The organism is Arcticibacterium sp. GJ41-1 (genome assembly GCF_055808875.1).
Map to the genome: position 1 here is coordinate 3,312,235 of NZ_CM147888.1, position 20,064 is coordinate 3,332,298.

At 36.3% G+C, this 20,064-nt stretch carries 18 protein-coding genes; 2 read left to right on the forward strand and 16 right to left on the reverse strand.

All coding sequences use genetic code 11. From position 1 onward, the window contains the following. Positions 1-107: 107 nt before the first annotated feature. The 3 genes from AC0L6O_RS13715 to AC0L6O_RS13725 are packed head-to-tail and all read right to left on the reverse strand — an operon-like array spanning position 108 to position 2,942. Positions 108-737, reverse strand: coding sequence for a class I SAM-dependent methyltransferase (locus AC0L6O_RS13715; RefSeq protein ID WP_473303113.1), 630 nt, complete (start codon positions 735-737; stop codon positions 108-110). Further along, positions 737-1,603, reverse strand: coding sequence for a DNA/RNA non-specific endonuclease (locus AC0L6O_RS13720; protein WP_473303115.1), 867 nt, complete (start codon positions 1,601-1,603; stop codon positions 737-739). Before AC0L6O_RS13720 ends, AC0L6O_RS13715 begins: the two co-directional genes overlap by 1 nt. A 55-nt stretch (positions 1,604-1,658) precedes the next feature. Beyond that, positions 1,659-2,942 (reverse strand): aspartyl protease family protein, encoded by a 1,284-nt coding sequence (locus AC0L6O_RS13725; protein WP_473303117.1) that lies wholly within the window; start codon positions 2,940-2,942, stop codon positions 1,659-1,661. Between the two features lie 117 nt (positions 2,943-3,059). Here AC0L6O_RS13725 and rlmN point away from each other — a divergent pair, with 117 nt between their 5' ends. After that, positions 3,060-4,103, forward strand: coding sequence for a dual-specificity RNA methyltransferase RlmN (gene rlmN / locus AC0L6O_RS13730; RefSeq protein ID WP_473303119.1), 1,044 nt, complete (start codon positions 3,060-3,062; stop codon positions 4,101-4,103). Positions 4,104-4,108: 5 nt separating this feature from the next. Here the strand turns inward: rlmN and AC0L6O_RS13735 are convergent, their stop codons facing one another. The 8 genes from AC0L6O_RS13735 to AC0L6O_RS13770 form a co-directional block, all read right to left on the reverse strand. Then, the gene (locus AC0L6O_RS13735; protein ID WP_473303120.1) at positions 4,109-4,954 is read right to left on the reverse strand and encodes a hypothetical protein; all 846 of its coding nucleotides are present in this window, start codon (positions 4,952-4,954) and stop codon (positions 4,109-4,111) included. A 154-nt stretch (positions 4,955-5,108) separates the two neighbouring features. Then, positions 5,109-5,933 (reverse strand): hypothetical protein, encoded by an 825-nt coding sequence (locus tag AC0L6O_RS13740; RefSeq protein ID WP_473303122.1) that lies wholly within the window; start codon positions 5,931-5,933, stop codon positions 5,109-5,111. Between the two features lie 286 nt (positions 5,934-6,219). Further along, complete coding sequence (locus AC0L6O_RS13745; RefSeq protein WP_473303123.1) at positions 6,220-7,053, reverse strand: hypothetical protein; 834 nt, start codon at positions 7,051-7,053, stop codon at positions 6,220-6,222. Between the two features lie 298 nt (positions 7,054-7,351). Then, a complete protein-coding gene (locus AC0L6O_RS13750; RefSeq protein WP_473303124.1) occupies positions 7,352-7,570 on the reverse strand; it encodes a hypothetical protein in 219 nt (72 codons plus the stop codon). A gap of 205 nt (positions 7,571-7,775) precedes the next feature. Beyond that, on the reverse strand, positions 7,776-8,618 hold the full coding sequence (locus AC0L6O_RS13755) for a hypothetical protein (protein ID WP_473303125.1): 843 nt from the start codon (positions 8,616-8,618) through the stop codon (positions 7,776-7,778). 251 nt (positions 8,619-8,869) lie between these two features. Then, entirely contained in the window at positions 8,870-11,650 is a 2,781-nt protein-coding gene (locus tag AC0L6O_RS13760) for a PQQ-dependent sugar dehydrogenase (RefSeq protein WP_473303127.1), read from the reverse strand. A 158-nt stretch (positions 11,651-11,808) separates the two neighbouring features. Further along, entirely contained in the window at positions 11,809-12,393 is a 585-nt protein-coding gene (locus AC0L6O_RS13765) for a DUF4202 domain-containing protein (protein WP_473303128.1), read from the reverse strand. Positions 12,394-12,404: 11 nt separating this feature from the next. Next, positions 12,405-12,653, reverse strand: a complete 249-nt coding sequence (locus AC0L6O_RS13770; RefSeq protein WP_473303130.1) for a hypothetical protein — start codon at positions 12,651-12,653, stop codon at positions 12,405-12,407. 51 nt (positions 12,654-12,704) lie between these two features. On the opposite strand from AC0L6O_RS13770, the gene AC0L6O_RS13775 reads away from it, so the two are divergent. Further along, positions 12,705-13,625: a hypothetical protein gene (locus AC0L6O_RS13775; RefSeq protein ID WP_473303131.1), complete on the forward strand. Its 921-nt coding sequence runs from the start codon at positions 12,705-12,707 to the stop codon at positions 13,623-13,625. A gap of 2 nt (positions 13,626-13,627) precedes the next feature. On the opposite strand, the gene AC0L6O_RS13780 is transcribed toward AC0L6O_RS13775, so the two are convergent. From AC0L6O_RS13780 to AC0L6O_RS13800, 5 genes are all read right to left on the reverse strand, one after another. After that, positions 13,628-14,479 carry an alpha/beta hydrolase gene (locus AC0L6O_RS13780; protein ID WP_473303132.1) on the reverse strand — a complete coding sequence of 284 codons (852 nt, stop codon included), beginning with the start codon at positions 14,477-14,479 and terminating at the stop codon, positions 13,628-13,630. Between the two features lie 89 nt (positions 14,480-14,568). Further along, complete coding sequence (locus AC0L6O_RS13785; protein ID WP_473303133.1) at positions 14,569-15,942, reverse strand: Gfo/Idh/MocA family oxidoreductase; 1,374 nt, start codon at positions 15,940-15,942, stop codon at positions 14,569-14,571. Between the two features lie 179 nt (positions 15,943-16,121). After that, a complete protein-coding gene (locus tag AC0L6O_RS13790) occupies positions 16,122-17,492 on the reverse strand; it encodes a Gfo/Idh/MocA family oxidoreductase (RefSeq protein ID WP_473303135.1) in 1,371 nt (456 codons plus the stop codon). A gap of 287 nt (positions 17,493-17,779) precedes the next feature. After that, positions 17,780-18,307 carry a hypothetical protein gene (locus tag AC0L6O_RS13795; RefSeq protein WP_473303136.1) on the reverse strand — a complete coding sequence of 176 codons (528 nt, stop codon included), beginning with the start codon at positions 18,305-18,307 and terminating at the stop codon, positions 17,780-17,782. Between the two features lie 449 nt (positions 18,308-18,756). Further along, entirely contained in the window at positions 18,757-19,965 is a 1,209-nt protein-coding gene (locus AC0L6O_RS13800) for an RsmB/NOP family class I SAM-dependent RNA methyltransferase (protein ID WP_473303138.1), read from the reverse strand. Positions 19,966-20,064 lie beyond the last annotated feature (99 nt).

Genomic DNA, 20,064 nt, shown 5'->3' on the forward strand with positions numbered 1-20,064 from the left:
AAGACGCCAAAACCTCGCCAAACTGATAACTAACTCCATGTTGACACGAGCAATTTCATCCCTCGCTACCGATGTTTCGCTCCTACGGAGCTTCATCGACACACATTTTAATGGCTTATTTTCCAATAACGAAGCGTGCCTAAAAGTGTATTTCTATGGCCACATTCTTCTATGTTTTGAAAACCCGCTTCTTCCAAATAACTTCTAATTTCACCATTAACATTGGCAGACGTGGTTTGGAAATTATCGAAAACTTGAAGTATAAAGAACAAGATTCTTTGGACTGGATTAGAAGCTTTGCCCCAATCTGCTAGAATAAAAATTCCGTCAGGTTTTAGTACTCTTTTCAATTCTTTGAAGGCATTTAACTTTTCTGCTGTAGTTAGATGATGAAAAACCCATGATGAAATCACTTTGTCAAAATATTGGTCTTGAAAAGGAATGGTTTCCCCATCAAAAGCTTTTAAAGTCAAACCCGGTATACTTTTCTTTTTAGCTATCTCCAAAATACCTGGGTCTACATCTAAACCCACCACTGCTGCCACCTTATGTTTTGCCAATAATTGTTGACATAGCGTAGCCGTACCACAGCCAAAATCTAACACTTTATCATCTGCATTAATTTTAGCTAAATCTATGGCTCTAGATTTGACCTCTTTCTCAGGAACACTGAGCTTTATAAACCAATCATAAATGGGAGTAAGAAAATGATATTTGAGAGCTGGAATGTACGCCATTACCAGTTTCCTATTTGTGTAGCCGCTTCAAATTTATGCTCTAAATCATCTGGTAGCTTTTCAAAAAAATCAAGCTTAGTGAGCTCTTCTAATTTGTCAATACTGACTTTCATTTTTTTCTCCTCAAAGTGATAAAGGGCTTCATTCGGCATAAGATAAGCCACCATATTTTGAGGTTTAGAAGCATCTTTGGAGAGCCTAAAAAGGATTTTGAAAAAGTGGGTAGGTACACTCACATCATTTTGCTTTCCTATGTATAGAAATCTATGCTCAAACACAGGCCCAGTTATCACGTAAATAGTACCATATTTTCTTGCCAAGCTTCTTGTCTTTATCTCCAATTCGTTCCAAGCATACCTATTAAGCACGGAATCAAACGGAGCAATATTAGACATAGAAAAGGTTTCTTCCATATTGGCTTGACAGCATTTAAAATCACCAGCAGGCACCAAATGCCCTCTATCATATCCAGAGCCCGAATAGTCGTAATAAGCTGCTGTTTGCGAAGCTAAAACTTCTTGGTCGTCAAATCTTATTCCGTAGCGGCTCGCTTCTCCTCTAGTAAATCCTCCCTCCAACCTGTGCAGCGTAAACCTTGCCTGCATGATGTCTTCATCATAATAGAGTAAGAAATTAGGCTTTTCTATCCATTCTCCATAGGTGCTGGGCTCAGGCAACATAAAGTCCGAATAGGTAGCATTGAGAGTTTCACTTACTGCTACCGACCTTTCCTTTGCCAAACCGAACTTAGACAAGGCCTTATTTAATAAACCAGGATGATTTAGGAGATAAATTGCAAGCAACATAAATACAAAGACCCAAAAAGAGCCCATATACCTACGCCAAAAAGATTTTCTGTAAGCCATACTTAAGTTTTAGTACTTATGGCAAATATCAGGAAAGATTGATTAGATAGACCAGTCAAATAGCTCTTTTTAATTCAAATGTAGTAAAAGTTAATACGCCATTTCTTCTGTAAAAAATATCTATTGATTTGCCCACCTTTTTAGAAAAAAGACGGTAAATGTCTGCTACAGTCAATTTATCTACATGGTCGTCGTTCACAAATATAATCTCATCATTTGCTTTTAAACCTGCTAAATCACCAGGAGAACCCTTTATCACGTCTATCACAAAAAGCCTTTTTAAATTATCTTTTTTAGCCCGAATGTCAAGTCCGCTCATGTCGTGCTCAAAGGGCTCTTTCATTCTCCTCCTTATAGGCTTTAGAGCCATATAGCCATCATTATAATTTAAGGTCACCTTAAAACGCCTTAAAAATTCACCACCAATACTACCTTGACGATTATCATCTGAAGGTGGAAACTTCATACTAAAGGCTAAAGAATCCGGAAAGGATGCTAAAACCTCATATAAGTCATTTTTGCCAATAGACACCTTTGGCACTCTACCAATATCACCAAAAATTTCACCATTTAAGCCTCTCCCCAAATTGGCTCTGATAACCTTTTCAGGCAGTGCAATATTCCCTTCTTCAGAATTTAGCAGTAAAGCGTGACCAGCACCCGTGTCAATCACAAGTCTAATATTTCTTTCAGGTTTTCCTCCTTCAGTTATTCTTATGGCATCTGTATAAGGCTTTGACTGCGTCACCACAATAGGATATTTTTGACCGTATTTCTTTTTGTACTTAAAACTCTCTGTTTGCCTTACGGTCAAAACCAAATTGTTATAGTCTATAGTAACTATAAAATTCTCAAACAAAGAATGACCAAATATGCCATGAATAGGCACACCCATAAATTCTGATAAATTCAAAATATCTTCACTCAACACCACCACATTTTGACGGTAACCCGTGATTTTCCCAAGCCTGAAGTCATGGTCTATAGAAACCATGGCTAAAAGTGATTTACCCTCTCCTGCTCCACTTATAGCCACTTCTCTCACATATTCTAAACCTAATTTTTCTGCTACAGCGGGTTCTGTAATAAAAATAGAGCTTACACCTGTGTCCAAAATAAAGTTAAGTGTATCAGATTCATCTAATACTACTGGTACTACGATAAGATTTGAGTAAACCTTGAATGGCAGTGAATAAAACTTTTTTCCGCCATTGATATGGAAGCCATAATTCTCTACTTTTTTGCTCTTTTTTTTCCAAAACTGTCCCATAGTGTTTACAGAAAACACCATTAGAATGTTAGTCAGCATTAGGGCTGTTATGGAAGTTAGCTTTTTCATTAGGTAATTATAAGTACAACAATATAGACCTTTAGTTGCATATAGTTAAGAACTATCTAACCCAAAAATACCGAAAGCGTAGGTAAATCAAGTGGAAATGCGGAATTTTGTAGCGGAATGGGAGACAAGAAAATTGACATAAGAGGTTTAAGCAAAATCAAACTAACAGATTGGTTTTTAGCCGAAGGCGAAAAGAAATTTAGAGCCAATCAGGTTTGGGAATGGCTATGGCAAAAATCTGCCATAAGTTTTGAAGAAATGTCAAACCTTTCAATTGGTCTAAGAGATAAACTGAAAGAACATTTTGTCATAAACCCTGTGGTAACAGACAGCTCTCAGTTTAGCTCTGACCGTACTATAAAATCGGGTTTTAAACTATTTGATGGTCATTTGGTAGAGGGAGTTTTAATTCCAACACCAAAAAGAATGACCGCTTGTGTTTCTTCACAAGTTGGCTGCTCATTAAGCTGCAAGTTTTGTGCTACTGGCTATATGAACAGAGAGCGAAACCTTACTGCTGCTGAAATTTACGACCAAGTAGTTTTAATTAAAAAACAAGCAGAAGATAACTACCAAGCCCCACTTACCAATGTGGTTTATATGGGCATGGGAGAGCCACTTTTAAATTATGCGGGCACATTAGGTTCTATTGAAAGATTGACAGCTCCTGATGGCTTAAACTGGTCACCAAAAAGAATTACGGTTTCTACCGCTGGTATAGCAAAAATGATAAAAAAACTGGGTGACGATGAAGTCAAGTTTAACCTAGCACTTTCACTTCACGCGGCTAATGATGAAAAGCGTAATCAGATAATGCCTATTAATGAGAGTAACTCATTGGCAAATCTTAGAGATGCCCTTAACTATTTTTATCAAAAAACGGGCAATCAGATAACCTTAGAGTACATTATTTTCCATGGTTTTAATGATAAACTGGAAGATGCTCAGGAATTACTTGATTTTGTAAAAAGAGTACCTTCTAAGGTGAATATCATAGAATATAACCCTATAGCGGAAGCCAATTATCAAAACGCCGATCCTGAAGCTATTGATAAATTTGCCGATTTCTTAGAAAAGCGTGGTGTAACGGTTAATGTTAGAAGAAGCCGTGGTAAAGACATTGATGCAGCTTGTGGTCAATTAGCCATTAAAGAGAAGTAATTTCTCTAAAGCTCTCTTAACTCCATTTTTATTACTCCTTCCTGATTTTCTTTTATTGCAGAAATGATACGTTTTGCTGTACAAACCCTTATAAGCATTTCTTTAGGCTGAATGCACTTAGTTCTTTTATTCATAAAATCTATAAAATGATTGTCAAAATAATCGCCTTTAAATACTACGGTGTAGTTAAGTTTTTTTTCTTTAAACAAACGCCTCATTGATTCCGTACAATCTTTTGGATTTTGAAAAAGAATCTCGCACTCTAAGCCCGGAAAAAGGTCTTCTATAACTTCGGTAGTTTGTTCTTTGGCTTCAAGGCTCTCTTCATCAGAAACTCTGATTAGAATATTCAACTTTGAGAAAGTGAAATATAAAAAAGAACGAACCTTCATCAAATAATGAATTCGTTCGATATTTTTATACTCTAAGGCTATCATCAATTTATTTTCAATACTTACTTCATGATTTTTTGGTACTACCAGTAAACCACCTTTTACATATTGGTAGAGCAATTTCAAAAAACTACCTTGACCATCAGTTTGTCCTTGACCATCTAAACCAACAACATTTAGAAAATAATATGATTCATTAAGATGTGTTATTAACTCAAGCTTATGCCCCTTCTCAAAAATTCTAACATTCACTTCCCTACTACCACATATTCTGTGTTTTAAGTCGGTACGAAGATCATCCAGTTTTTGTTTAGCTTCTTTATATGATAAATCTTCCAATAAATGGATGATATAAATATCAATATTAAAGTTCCAAGCATTGAAAAGAATCATCTCTAACGCAGCATTTGCCGTATCAGAAAAATCCGTACAGAAAGAGACTCTTATATTCGATTTCATAATTTTATGTATTGGATTTTAGGAGTAAAACCTTTAGCAATAAAAAGTCCAAGTTGGTTCTTAAGGTTCGTTTTTTTCTTAATGCTTGATTAATTACTAAACGGATACAATTAGATGTTATAAAAATTCAACTATACCCAATTTTGTCTATTCATTACTTCTCTCTTAAAGTTAGCCGTGCCACAGAATTCACATCCTCCTTTAATTTTTCTTTACAGAAACTTATCCTCGCCATGCGTTGACTAAAGTCACTTTCTGCAGGTTTAGCCTTTAAAAGGTTATAAACATATTTATCAAAAAAGTCGTCTTTAAATAATACACAATAATCTAAATTCTCTGCTTTTAGTAAATTCAAAAGAGAGTTGTTAACATTCACTGAATTCTGAATTAACAATTCATATTTAGCAGCAGGTAATAAGCTTGCTAAAATGTCACTAATAGCTTTAACTTCTTTTTCATTTAAGGCTTCTTCACACTTTATTAAAACTGTCAGTTTAGAAAAATGAAAATTCATGTAATCACTGACCATAACCAAAGTACTTAGAGCTTCCACATTTTCATAAGCTAAAGCCACCAAAACTTTATTTTCTATTTTTATTTCATGAATAAGCGGCACAATGGTCAAATTACCCAAATAAGAGTCATAAAGGGTTTGAAGAAAACTTCCAATTCCAGCCTTTCTTCTAGCTCCATCTAGGCCTACAAGCAGTCCAAAGTATTTATGTGAGTTAAGCTGTTTTATCAAAGAATCTCTTTGATTTTCCTTAAAAAGGAATGTGTTAAAAATGAACCTTGTTCCATGAATTGTACGGAGTTCCTTTTCAAGCAAATTTAACTTTGCTAAAGATTTACCATAATCATCCTCCGCAAGATGTAGAATATCAATGGCGACATCAAAACTCCAAAAATTGAACAACATTCCATCAAGAGCCTTTTTTGCATTCTCAGAGAAATCTGTGCAATGAGCTATTTTAACCATTCTTTTATTAGTAAGCTGTAAAAAAAGATTATTGAAATACACCAAGGATGTAGTCAACACCAATCTCAAAAATACTTAGAGTAAAAACACCTACCTAAAAATGCAGAAAGTACTTAGCAAGCGGACACACTCCTTTAAAGACTAATACACAGTCGTTTATAAAAAAACATTCCAAGTCAAATTAGTATTAGATTAAAACGTGGGTAAAGAGTTTTTTTAGTTAAAATGGTGTGGAAATTCATCCATTTTAGATCCTTTTCTGGAAATACTTTAAAGGCCAAGCTTCTTATTCAAATTTTAAACTAAGCCTCTGTACGGAATTTTCATCCTGCTTTATCTTGAGAATTTCATCCGAAGTAGTATTAATTCTGATTAAACTCTCGCGAAAGGTATTTTCCTGTTTCTTATTGTTAATCAAGTCATAAACTAGGTTATCAAAAAAGTCCCCTTTCATTAAAAAGCAATAGTCAAGCTTTTTCTGAGCAACTAATCCGAGAATAGATTTAGCACTATCTTGATGATTACAAACCAACAATTCAATTTGTATAGAAGGTGACATCTTCTTTATTAGCAAAGTAACTTCTTTAAGCTTATCCTCAGAAAGAGCTTCTTTAACCCTAATTAAGACACTCAGTTTAGTAAACTGAAAGCTCATAAAATCATTTATTTTAACCAGGTTATATAGGGCTTCAAGATTGTCAAACTCAACTGCTGTCAAACATCTATTTTCAATCTTTATCTCATGCAAAAAAGGAATAATGGTCATGGTACCCAAGTAAGATTGATATAACTCTTTAAGAAAACCACCCATACCTACTTTTTTTCGAATACCATCCAAGCCTACTACCGTGGTAAAATAGGCTCCTGTATTGAGCTTCTCTAGCATATCCGTCTTTTGCTCTTTCCTATATAAATAAGTATTTAGAGTTACCGAACTTCTTAAACTATAGGATAGCTCTTTTTTATAAAGCAGTAAGTTTTCTTCAGCCTCCTCGTAGTTATCCTCCACTAAATGTAGAATATCAATAGAAATATCAAAACTCCAAAAATTAAATAATATAGTATCTAGAGCCTTTTTGGCATTTTCAGAAAAATCGGTGCAGTGTGCTATTCTAACCATTATGTTTATAAGTAGGCAGTCTATAAATTGTAAAAAACAACTATTCCTTTACACTCTTAATTTAGTAAAAACTAGCTACAACAGCACTATAAAAAAGAGGAGAATCATATAAAAATATTAGATAGTTTAACAAACGGACTCACTGACTAAACACCTAGAAAAACATAGTTAAACCAAATCTATTTTAAGGCAAATAAATATCATAAAAAATTGCAAAATAAATAGCTCTGCCATCTTCTTGCTAAAGACAACCCTCCTTAAATCTAAAATTCAATTTTCCTTTCTCAGGAAATAATAGTCAATTCGGGCCGTAAGTTTTAAAATTCATTCTTACTCCATGACAATTTATAAGCTCCTGCTTATACAATTCTAATTTAGTTTGAGCCTCCTTATAATCCCCTTCCACTAAATGAATAAGATCAACAGTAACATCAAAACTCCAGAAGTTAAACAAAACAGCTTCCAGTGCTTTTTCAGCATTTTTAGAAAAATCTGTACAATGTCCTATTTTGACCATATAATGAGAAAGCTCTATTGGGAAGCCTGAAACGCAATAATACTAAGACTAAACAGGCATATCTAGAAAATAAGATAAGTTTTTAGCAAGCGGTAATAAGGATTTTAAAACTAGTGCAGAATGGGTTAAACAAAATCAACTTTGAGACAGATAAGTATTATGCTATAAATCACTCGGTTAATAGCTAAGATTTTGACAATTGGCTTTAAAAATCTCTTAGTTCTATTTTCTTTAGTAATTGAGAATCATTTTTAGCCAATTCTATATCGCTTTCAGAAATAACGCTCCTGACTACCTTTTCCTGAATTTTTGACATATCTGGACTACTTTCAAATAATTTAAAAATTAAATTGTCAAAATAATCACCCTTAAAAACAAAACCATAGTCGAAATACTTGCTCGAAATCTTTTCAAGAAGAGCACTATTGGAATCACTTGGTCCATGTATAATCACCTCCCGGTTCAAGTCAGGGAAAATACTTTTTATTTTATCCTCAATTTCTTTTTCCTGAAGAGGGCTTTGTTCTTCTGCCGCTTTTACTATAATAGTTAGTTTAGAAAAATTAAATTTCAAATAAACTTGAGCCTTGAGCAACATATAGAGAAAACGAATATTTTTGAGCTCTACGGCCATCATAACCCTGTTTTCAATCTTAACTTCGTGTGCCATAGGTACCACAGTAAGATTACAATTAAGATCTGTAAAAAGAGTTCGGATAAAACTACCCAACCTTTCCCCTTTGCTATTTCCTTGAAGTCCTACTACCACCCCAAAATATCCTGTAGTATTTAAGTGATTTAAAAGACCATCCATATCATTCTTCTGGAACATGTGAATCTTGCCTTCTGATATATTATATAAAGAATGCTGAAGCTCTACTTCGAATGCGTTTATCTTATCCAGCGATTCCTGATAATTGTTTTCAACTAAATGAATGACGTCAATATCCATATTAAAACTCCAAGAGTTAAACATCAAGGACTCAAAAGCCACCCTTGCGTTTTCGGAGAAATCTGTACAAAAAGCTATCTTAATATTGGATTTCATTGTACTGTAAAAGGTCTTAAGTGTAACTATTTCAAGAAAAAATATACATTATAGACTATTATCTAAGCCAAATATAACAGGTCGACAATTACATCCTAATTATTATTACACTTATTATCTTTTAATGCTATTTAACGGACACATCTACTTAAAACCTATTATACAAATAGTTAAACCCAAACATTATATATACAAAAGCCCCACACTGCGTATACAGGTGCGGGGCTAATTATAGTTGTAGATTATTACTTCTATTTATTAGAAAACGAAACTTCGTCTAACTTCATTAAATATTCCGTGGATGAAGCATTAGCATTTCTAAAGACTAAATACACATCATGGAAACCAGCTACATCAGCTGGTACATCCAGTATAGCTTTAGAGCTGTTTTGCCTTCTCCAGTCTTTCATACTCACTCCTGCTGGTGGTCTTCTTGGGCCACTTGGTGAGTTGGTAGGAATTTCATCTGATGAACTAATTACAGGGCCATCAGGCGAATCTAAATGTAGTTCTACTGTTCCTCCAAGCGTTCCTGACCTATCAGAGTTTTGAATATAAACTGTGATATTTTTAATACCTGAAAGGTCAATGTTTTTATACCCAATATGAGATTTGTCACCCAAGGCAAAGAAAGCGTTCCAAGAAGCGGTAAGAATATCAACACTCTTTTTATAATCTGCCGCATGAGGCTGCATATCTGGACTTCTTAAGACCACCACCTTCTCGGTCAATAAAGGTTTCACTCCAGTGCCTCCTTTATCTTTATACGCAGCTCTTAAAACAAAACTACCTTCTTCAAACTCGTAATCTGGTTTCATAGGTTTTACCACACCACTCAAACCTAAGGATGGTGTTCCGCCTGTAGAAGACATTGAAAGTATAAAGTCTACCATTCTGCTCGCATCAGCCTTACTAAGGTCAGGATGGGCACTCATTCCGTGCTCTCCCCATACGCCACTTCCGCCATTAATAACTTTATCTACCAAAAGCACCCTGTTCTTCTTATTGTTAGGATAACGCTCGCTCACCGCTTTATAACTTGGCCCTATAGATTTGGCATCAAACTGGTGACATGAAATACAGTCACTTTCTTCTATCAAATTCTTACCTACTGCAAAAGATGCCATAGCATCAGCCGTAGCATGATTTGCTGCCATCTCTATTGGGTCGTAGCCCGCTGGCACATAATCAAAAGTTACTGCTACTTCATCAGCAGAAATACCATTTTCAGTACTTCCATCTTCAGCATCTGTTACTTTTACCTCAAAAGGCAGTTCTTTTTCACCATAATAGAATGTCTTATTTTCCTTATCTAGACTTAAAGAAATAGCAGGTGCTTCATTACCTGCGGTAATAGAAAAAGAAGTACTGTTAGTAGCCTTTTCAGAATCCGTTACTGTTAATTCTACATCATAATCACCACTCTCTTCAAAAGTATAGCTCGCAGTTTCGCCACTTACTGTCCCTACTTCCATACCATCTTTACTTATTTTCCAGTCATAAGATAGTTTTCCTTCATCATTGCTATCATAATCTGTAGTTCCTTCGGCAGAAAAATTGACGGTTAACGGTATTTTACCCGAACTAACATCAGAGCTCGCTGCCACCACAGGCTTTCTGTTCCCTGCATTATATTCCAGTTTTACTAACCTAGAATTGTCGTTCCCTTTAAACCATGCTGTTCCATATTCCAAAACATATAAATCACCATTTGGACCAAAATCCATATCCATGGCTCCACTAAAGTTTTTTTCTGGCAATACTTTTTCCATGGACACATAATCACCGTTTTCGTCCATAGTAACAGCTATTATCCAGCCTCTCATAAACTCTGTAATTAGCCATTTACCTTCATAGTAAGCTGGCCAAGGTCTTGCAGCATTCTTAAAATCAGCTTGTCTAAACACTGGCCCACCTGTAGCACTTCTACCTGCAGTTCCCATTAAAGGAAACTCTGGTGATGGCCCATATGGATAATACAAGAAAGCAGGAACAGCCTCTGGCAATTCTCTAATTCCTGTATTATTGACCGACTCATTGACTAAGTTATTTGGGTCAAACGGCTCGCCGTAAGTACCATCTTTCGAGTTGTATCTATTATATGGTCGGTTATTTCCTATCAAATAAGGCCAGCCATAGTAACCTGCTTTTTTAGCTTGGTTAAACTCATCATAACCCATTGGTCCCCAAATAGAATCTTTGCTGGCATCAGGTCCTACTTCTCCCCAGTATAAATAACCAGTTTTGCTATCTAGCGTAGGTCTCCATGGGTTTCTATGCCCCATGGTATATATTTCAGGACGCGTTTTCTCCATTCCTACTGGAAAAAGATTCCCCTCTGGAATGCTATACGTTCCATCTGCTTCTGGATGAATTCTTAATATTTTCCCTCTTAAATCATTTGAATTTCCCGGTGCTCTTTGGTCGTCTTCGTTTTCATGACCTGGAGCTTCATTTAGGTTTGAGGCACCGCTTCTTGGGTTTACAGTGTTATTACCTACGGTCAAAAACAGATTCCCTTGAGCATCCCAAGTCATACCTCCACCGGTATGGCAACACTCTTCACGCTGCGTCGGAACTTCCAAAATTACTTTCTTTGATTCATCCACTAAGTAATCATCCACAAACTCATACCTCGCTAAAACGTGCTTTGGTGTTTCTGGGTCTGCATAATAGAGATAAACCCAATTATTGTCTTTAAAATTTGGGTCTACCACCACACCCATCAAACCTTCCTCAGCCTCTCTTACCTTACCTTCTTTATTGGTGTATTTAGTGTTCACTTCTATCCATCCGGCAGAAGTTGTTTCTTTGGTATCCTCATTGACGAGTTTTAAACCGCCCTTTCTTTCTACAATTAGAATTTTATTGTCAGGCAAAAACGTCATTTCCATAGGCTCATCTAAGCCACGGGCTAACTCTACCTCTGTAAATCTATTGTCTTCTGGTTTTTGATTAGGGTCGTCTGTACTAGAACTGGTACAAGCATTCAGCATCAGCATAAAAGCTAATGCCGAGAAAATATATTTCATAATAGGTGTAATTTGGTAAATTTTAGAAATCAAATGTAAGATTATGTGGAAACAGGTATGCAGCTTTTAGATGTATTCCTCCTATTAGACGACCTTTTAATGGCAAAATGCCATAGATAGTCCTATTTCTACTAGAAAACGTAATAAAAAAATTGCTCTTATAAGGTTTTAGCTGCTTCACCAATTAACCTTCCCATTCTTTCAGAAACTGAAATACTTCCAGAAGTCTCAATAGCTCTAGCGGTTACTTTTTTCAAAGTCTTGGCTATGATGTCAATTACTTTTTCGTCGGTATGCTTTGCAGCAAAAGCTTCTAAATAGTGTTCCACAAAAACCAAGAAAATAACATCTTCTAGCAACTGAGTTTCTTCATTTTGTCGCAACTGCTTCTTTTGAAGTAAGAATTTGACTTTGTCAATCAATTCCTCTTCATAACCAAGATTAGTCAAAATCTCTCCAGCGGTTTTTGCATGGTGAATAGCCAATTGACTTCTCCATTTCAAGTAACCAGTCCTGTCCATTGGGAAACTATCTCTAGCCATTTCCCAGCGACCTATGTGCTGACTTCTGGCAGCTAATTTCACTTGGTCTGGGGCATTAGAATCATATCTATTTAGCCAAATACTCATTCTAAGGCCATAAAGGGTTTCCTTACTTAGCTTTTGATTCCCAATGCTTTCTTGGTTTGGGTCTTGATTATTATAGGCGTCAAATGCCGCAAAGGCTGGTGATAAGTCTCTCATTTTTTATAGTATTATTTGCTTGAAAGCATTGCTTTTAAATCGTTGTAAGTCTCCTCATATTCCCAATAGATAATTCTATCATAGGCATACGATGTCAGTATAAACTTCTCGCTTATTGACAATATTCTATCAATTTTGATAAGCTTCTTGGCAGCAGCTGCTACCTCCACTGTTTCTATAACCTCTTGGTTGTTTTCATCAAAACCATGCAGTATTTGATGATTTTTGACAGTTACTTCTATGAATTCTTTGGAAGGCATTTAGAATGAAATATTTTTTGAATACTTTAGATAGCAATTATAAACCATGCAATGCCCATATCAAACTTCCGAACACTTTCTTTCTTCTTTTTGTGCTTTAGCTCTTTTTATTTCTGCCAAGGCCAAGACTCCTTAAAAACACTAAAAAGCGAACGGTATTATTATAAGGGTAAAGTTTTTAAGGCGGTTTATTATAATGAAAAGGGACTACGAACTTTAGATTGGGAAAATGACGTTGGCGTTTTTCACTTAGGCAACAACCATTTAACCACATATAGCTTTGACAACTTGAAAAACTCTAGTATCACAACTCGATATAATGCTAGAATAAAAAATGAAAGAACAATCACTTTTTTGAGAAAAGAAGGTAAGCCTGATGGTACCATAATATACTACCACAGAGATTCTACCACCGATAAGACTTATCATGAGCATTACAGATTTGAATTGGCAAAAAAAGGAAAAACTAAATATCCAATCGAAGAAATACCTTCAATAGAAATCACTCCGACATTTGATAAAATCCGAATTTCGCCTTCTCGAGTGCTTCTTGATTCAACCAAAGCAACCGTAAAATATCAATACGATTATGTAGATGGTACACAAGAAATCCAAAATATCGCTTTAGATACTTCGGGTAATATTATCAATAGATACACCGAACATGAATATAAAAATGGTATGACAACATCTGAATACGGGATTAGTGGAAATACTGGCTTCATTACATCAAAAGCCATTCAATCAAATTCAACCAGAAAAAGGTTAATTGGGGAAGTAGAATACAGATTTGTTTTAAATGATAATAACCAGAAAATTAAAGAAGACACCTACCTTACGAATAGAATATCGGGCAAAAAGAGACTATTAGAATCCATTGAGTTTGAATACTTTGGTAATAAATTAGAAAGGCAAACTTTAAAGAGAGGGAAAAAGAAGTATTTGGTAGAAATTGTTAAAACTTACTGGTAATTTCACTCCATAACATCACTCCAAAGCCATTTTAAAGACATGGGTAAAATAGCCCCTCCATGGTCTGAAGTATGCCCACCAGTGCCCCATTCCGTCTTTACCTCATAGCCTTTATATTCTAAGGCTGATTCCATTTGAAGGTTAGCCAAATACCAGTTTCCGTGAATATTATTCAAATCTGTACTGCCATCTTGCATAAATATTTTGATGTCTTTCTTCGCTGATTTTCTGATTAGACCGGGATACCTATCTCCGCCTCGAATGTTGGTAAAACTCCCATAGTGACTAAGCACTTTATGAAAAACATCAGTTCTTTGCCATGCGGCTGTCCAAGCACAAATAGCCCCTGAACTTAATCCACAAATGGCATGCATTTTTCTATCATCTGAGATGTTCAAGGTTTTCTTTAACTCAGGAATCAACTCGTCTAATAGCATTGACACATATCGGTCGTCCATTTCATCGTATTCATTTGCTCTATTAGAGCTTCTAAACCTATTTTCCGGCAAATCTTCTGTATTATGACCGGGCGTAATAAACAAGCCAATAGTCACAGGCATTTCTTTTTTATGAATCAGATTGTCAAAAACTATCGGCACACGCCAACCACCTTCATTATCCACATAGGAATGACCGTCTTGAAAAATCATCAGTGCAGCAGGTTTTGATGCATCATACTGGGCAGGTACATAAACATGGTATTCTCTATAATTATCATAAGAAGGGCTATGCCAAGTATATTTTGTCACCTTCCCTTGAGGCACACCATCTTGTTTCTGAGAGTCAGGTCCTAATTTATATTGAGCCGAAAGGCTAAAAGGAAAAAGAAGAATAAGGCTTAATAAATATTTCATGGAGGGTTGTTATAAAAATTATTGAATTCAAGTTATAAAAAAATCGCCCTGAAAAATTCCAGAGCGATAAAAAAAGGGTTATTTAAGGATTAAACTTTGTCAGGATGCGGATGTGTATAACCCTTCCTGTAAGGCCTTTGAAGCAGTGCCGTGGCTTCTTTATCGCCCACTACTATTCTTTTTTTAGGGTCATAAACCAATGGTCTTCCACCTAACTCCATAGATATATTTGCCAAAATACAAGCGGCTGTAGAAATATGCCCTTGTTCTATATCTGCCACCGGTCTTCCACCATTCTCAATAGCATCTAAGAAGTTTCGCATGTGTGCCCTATTGGCGTTAGCCGCATGAATCTCGATTTTCTCTTCTTTCAAATCTTCAGGATAGGTTTTGCCATCTATCTTAGGCTCACCATGAATAGCTTCACCGTCCCCTACTGGTGTAAAATCGTACATTTTAGTACTACACTTCAAAGTACCTTTGTCTCCATAAAAAATATAAGACCATGGATACTCGAGGTCTGCAGCTTGTCCCCAAGTTCTATGTTGCCAAACCACATTAAGTTCGTCATATTCAAAAACCGCCGATTGGGTATCAGAAATATTAGATTTCGCATCTTTCTGAACATAAATACCACCCTGAGAGCTTATTTTTTTTGGCCAACCTAAATCCAAGGTCCATCTTGCGGCATCTAGCATGTGCACGCACATATCGCCCATTATGCCATTTCCATACTCATTAAAAGCACGCCACCATCTAATATGCGGAGAACCATCATACGGTCTTAAAGGTGCTGGGCCAGTCCACATATCATAATCTAAATGTGCCGGAACATCTTGCAAAGGTGGATTTGAGCCGTTTCTCATATGGTAATAACAGCAAACCTCCACATGAGAAATCTTTCCTAATAAGCCCTTATCTACAATTTCTTCTTTTGCCTCCCTTAAAAAAGGTGTACTTCTTCGTTGTGTACCAACCTGCACCACTCTATCATACTTCCTGGCTGCCGCCAAAATTGCTTCTCCTTCAATTACATCAACAGAAATTGGCTTTTGCAGGTAAACATGAGCACCAGCCTTGATAGTATCAATAGCTTGTAAAGCATGCCAATGGTCTGGAGAACCAATAAGCACCACATCGAGCTTTTGCTCTTTAAGCATCTTTTTATAATCGCTGTAAAGCTTTGGTCTTTTTCCCGATTTTTGCCTTTGGCTTACTCGAGTGGCGGCTTTATCTAACTGCTCAGTATCCACATCACATAAAGAAACCACTTCCACATCTGCTACCTGAATCAAATGGAGCAAATCTGAAGTACCATACCATCCAGTTCCTATTAATGCTACATTATATTTTGGTGCTGCTTTTTTAGAGCTCATCGCATTAACACCAGTAGCCGACATGGCCAAAGAGGCTGCAGCTGTGCCTTTTATAAACGTTCTTCTATTTAGGTTGAAATCTTTCATTGGTATAATTGATAGGGTATTTGATTATCAAGTTATAAATTTTTCTAGTTCAAATAGCATTAAAAGACGTTAAGGTGTGATTCAAAAGAGGAAACACCTTTTTTTGCCTAGCAAATACTTTTAAATAAAAAACGCCAAACCCATAAGGATTTGGCGTTAATCAAAAAATCAAAATTATACTAAACGCTAGCTGGATGAGGGTGTACATAAGGTGCTCTATATTCTCTCATGAGCAGCTGTGTAGCCTCTGCATCACCCACAACTTGCCTAGTTTTTGGGTCATAAACCAATGGTCTTCCTAATTCACAAGATAGGTTAGCCAAAATACAAGAAGCGGTAGAAATATGCCCTTGTTCTATATCTGCTACTGGTCTACTATTATTTTCAATAGCAGCCAAAAAGTCTAACATATGACCTCTCATGGCTGGTGCCGCGTTAAGCTCAATGCTGTCTTCTTTTAAATCTTCTGGATAATTAACCCTGTCAATTTCCACATTTACATGAATTGCTTCTCCCTCACCTATTGGCGTAAAATCATACATGTGCGTACTGGCTTCCAGCGTGCCCTTATCACCATATAGCTTATAAGACCAAGGGTATTTAGGGTCCGCAGCTTTACCCCAAGTTCTGTGTTGCCACACTATATTTAATTCATCATATTCAAAAACTGCCGACTGTGTATCTGTGATATTTGACTTGGCATTCTTTTGAACGTAAATACCACCTTGTGAGCTAATCTTATTTGGCCAGCCTAAGTCCATAGTCCATCTGACAGCATCTAGCATGTGTACGCACATATCGCCAACCACACCGTTTCCGTATTCCATAAAGGCTCTCCACCACCTTCTATGTGGTAAGCCATCGTAAGGTCTTAATGGTGCTGGTCCCGTCCACATTTCATAATCTAAATTTGACGGAATAGGCTGTAAATCTGGATTACTGCCATTTCTCATTGGGTAATAGCAGCATATTTCTGCATGAGATATCTTACCCAAAAGACCTTTTTCTACTATATCTTCTTTGGCTTGCTTTAAAAATGGTGTGCTTCTTCTCTGGGTACCCACTTGTACCACTTTATTATATTTTCGGGCAGCGGCCACCATGGCTTCGCCCTCTATTACATCCACACTAATGGGTTTTTGAACAAAAACATGAGCACCTGCTTTTATAGCATCAATGCACTGCAAAGCATGCCAATGGTCAGGTGAACCTATAAGTACTATATCAAACTTGTTTTCTTTCAACATTTGACGGTAGTCGGCATAACCTTTTGGCTTTTTACCCGACTTTAATCTTTTACTAACTAAGTCAATGGCCTCTGCCAGCATTTTTGTATCTACATCACATAAGGCTACCACATCCACATTAGCTACCTGAATTAGCCTGAACAAGTCTGACTTCCCGTACCACCCAGAACCTATCAAACCTACTTTGTATTGTTTTTTTGTATCCAGTGTATTTGCAAATCCTTTTGCTGAAAGTGAAGTCAAAGCCAGCGTAGCTGCCGAACCTTTTATAAAGTCTCTTCTATCTAGGTTGTTTATGTCCATATCTATTTCTTAGGGTTTCTCTCTTCCAATATTACATTAAAACTCGCATTATTTTTATTCAAAGAAGAGGAAAACATGCTTTTAGCATAGAAAAAGCCCCAATGCCGAAACATTGAGGCTATAGTTCTTTTGAGAATAGTTTTTAAAAGAAGTATCTGAAAGATTCCATTCCTTTGATTAAACAGTTCCTTCGCTGTCCTTGCCGGACGGGTCTTACTTTTTGTTTGGGCAAAAACTAATCGCAGCGGCGAACCGTTCAAACCAGTTGTCAAAATAAACTTACACAATCAAAAGAAGTATCTGAAAGATTCCATTTCTTTGGAATAACTTCCTGAAAGGTTTTCACCATTTGACAACTTAAGGTCAACTTCCAACTCTATTCGCGGGTACTTCCCTTTGTAGGCCACCTTTCCTGAAACGACCTCTACATCTGTAAGTTTGCCGTCAAGAGCCATAAGTTCTATCACCACATTAGAGTCTCCGGGGGTAAATTCAGACGAAACATCATAAGTCCCGTTTTCAAACCCTTTAGACACCATGTAGTTTTTCAGCACCATCACAATCTGCTCCTTTGAATTAATGGTAGCATCGTTGAGATTAACATCGGACAAATAAATATCTGTCCTAAACAAATCATCATCAATACTAATAAGCTCCTCTAAGCCGCCAAAATTCAATTCAATTTTGGTATTGGAATAAGACAACTCGTTGGCTTTTAGAACACCATCTTTGTCTGATTTTAAATATGCAAAGGACGATAATCCAATGACTAAAGAAAGACCAAAAAATTGGCCCTTAAGTAATTTTCTATTCATATTTCACTCGTTTGTTTCCTAACGGATACATCGGAGCAAAAACCTAGCCATCTGTCTAAACCCTGATTCTTGTGATTGAACAGACTTAGGTTATTTTAACTGATGGCTTAAATTTCTTATTTACTAAACGTTTAATTTTAAACTTTTTTCTCCGAAGTTGAAAGGAACTTTTTCAATCTCCAGCTCAATTGCCAGAGCTCGCTGATAAATTACCTCTTGGAAACCGTTTCATAGTGCTGAATGCACCTTCATAGCAGAACCTATTATTTTTGCTGTCTTATCTGAGTATTCATACGTCGTGTGATTCATGTTCCCATTATCTTACCCATTTTCTAACTGAAAGGTCTAATTAACACTTAAACAATTCAATCCCAATAATAGTAAAGACAATTAGAATCAGCATTGATTCCACATTGTGGAATCAAAAATCAAACAAATCGTGGTTTAGACTATGACACTCTCTTAATCAATGCCATATAAAAACCATCAAAACCCGTTTTAGCTGGTGAGATTCTAGTTTCTTTTTCTAACTCAAAATCTGAGGTATTGGCTAAGAATCTGGCTACTTGGTCTTCGTTTTCTGATTTCAGCATGCTGCAAGTGGCATAAACCAACTTACCTCCTACTTTGGTCATTTCAGCATAATTCCTCAAAATGCTTTCTTGAACCTCTTTGATTTCTTCAAGAAAATCTTCTTTCAGCTTCCATTTGGCATCAGGGTTTCTTTTTAAAACACCTAAACCAGAGCAAGGAACATCAAGTAAAACACGGTCTGCAGACTTTGCTCTTTTCTTGATATTATCAGTTTTGACCAGTTCCGTTCTTATGATGCTAATCTTATTTCTGAAAGCTCTTTTTTCTAGCTCTTGAAGCTTAGGTGCTTTAATATCCATTGATATCAAATCTCCTTTATTTTGCATCAAAGTAGCCATGTGAAGGCTCTTTCCACCTGCACCTGCACAGGCGTCTATCACTTTCATACCAGGCGAAACCTCCAAGTAATCAGAAATAAGCTGGCTTCCAGCATCTTGAATCTCAAAATGCCCTTTATTATAAGGCTTCAAAGCCTTTAAGTTTCTTCTTTTTAGAAGTCTAAGAGCAGTTGGTATTCCTTCTACTTCTTCTAGCTCTACACCCTCTTTTTTAAGGCTTGCTAGTAGCTCCTTTTTATTAGTTACTAAAGTGTTCACTCTCAAATAAACATTCGTAGGCTCATTTAAGGCTGCCAACTCTTTTTCCCAATCTTCTACTTCGGCTTCTCCTATTTCATCAATCCAGTCTGGAATTGACTCTCTAATTTTTCTTATTTCAATAGCTTCTTCTTTCTTAGCAAGAATGGCTTCTGGCTTTAAAGTAGAAAACTCTTCCCACTCAGGTAAATCAAGACCACTTAATACAAACCAAGTACCTAACATTTCCCAGAAAAGGCTTTCTTCCTTTATAACTCTTTGATCTATTTCTGAACAAAATTTCAGTAAACGCCACCATCTAATAACCTCATAGGTGTTTTCGGCCACGAAACGTCTGTCTCTTGCCCCCCATTTTTTGTTCTCTTTTAAAGACAGTTCCACCACTTTATCTGCCTTTTGATTTTGATTAAAAATGGCCATCAAATTTTGGATGACGCCTTCTACTAGGGGACGGTGAATTCTTTGCATATAATAATTATGAAGCTTAAAAAACACAAAGGTACGTATGCTAGCAGACAATACTGGTTAAGTAACCCTGCTTTAGCAAAAAATAGTTTATTTTTGTCC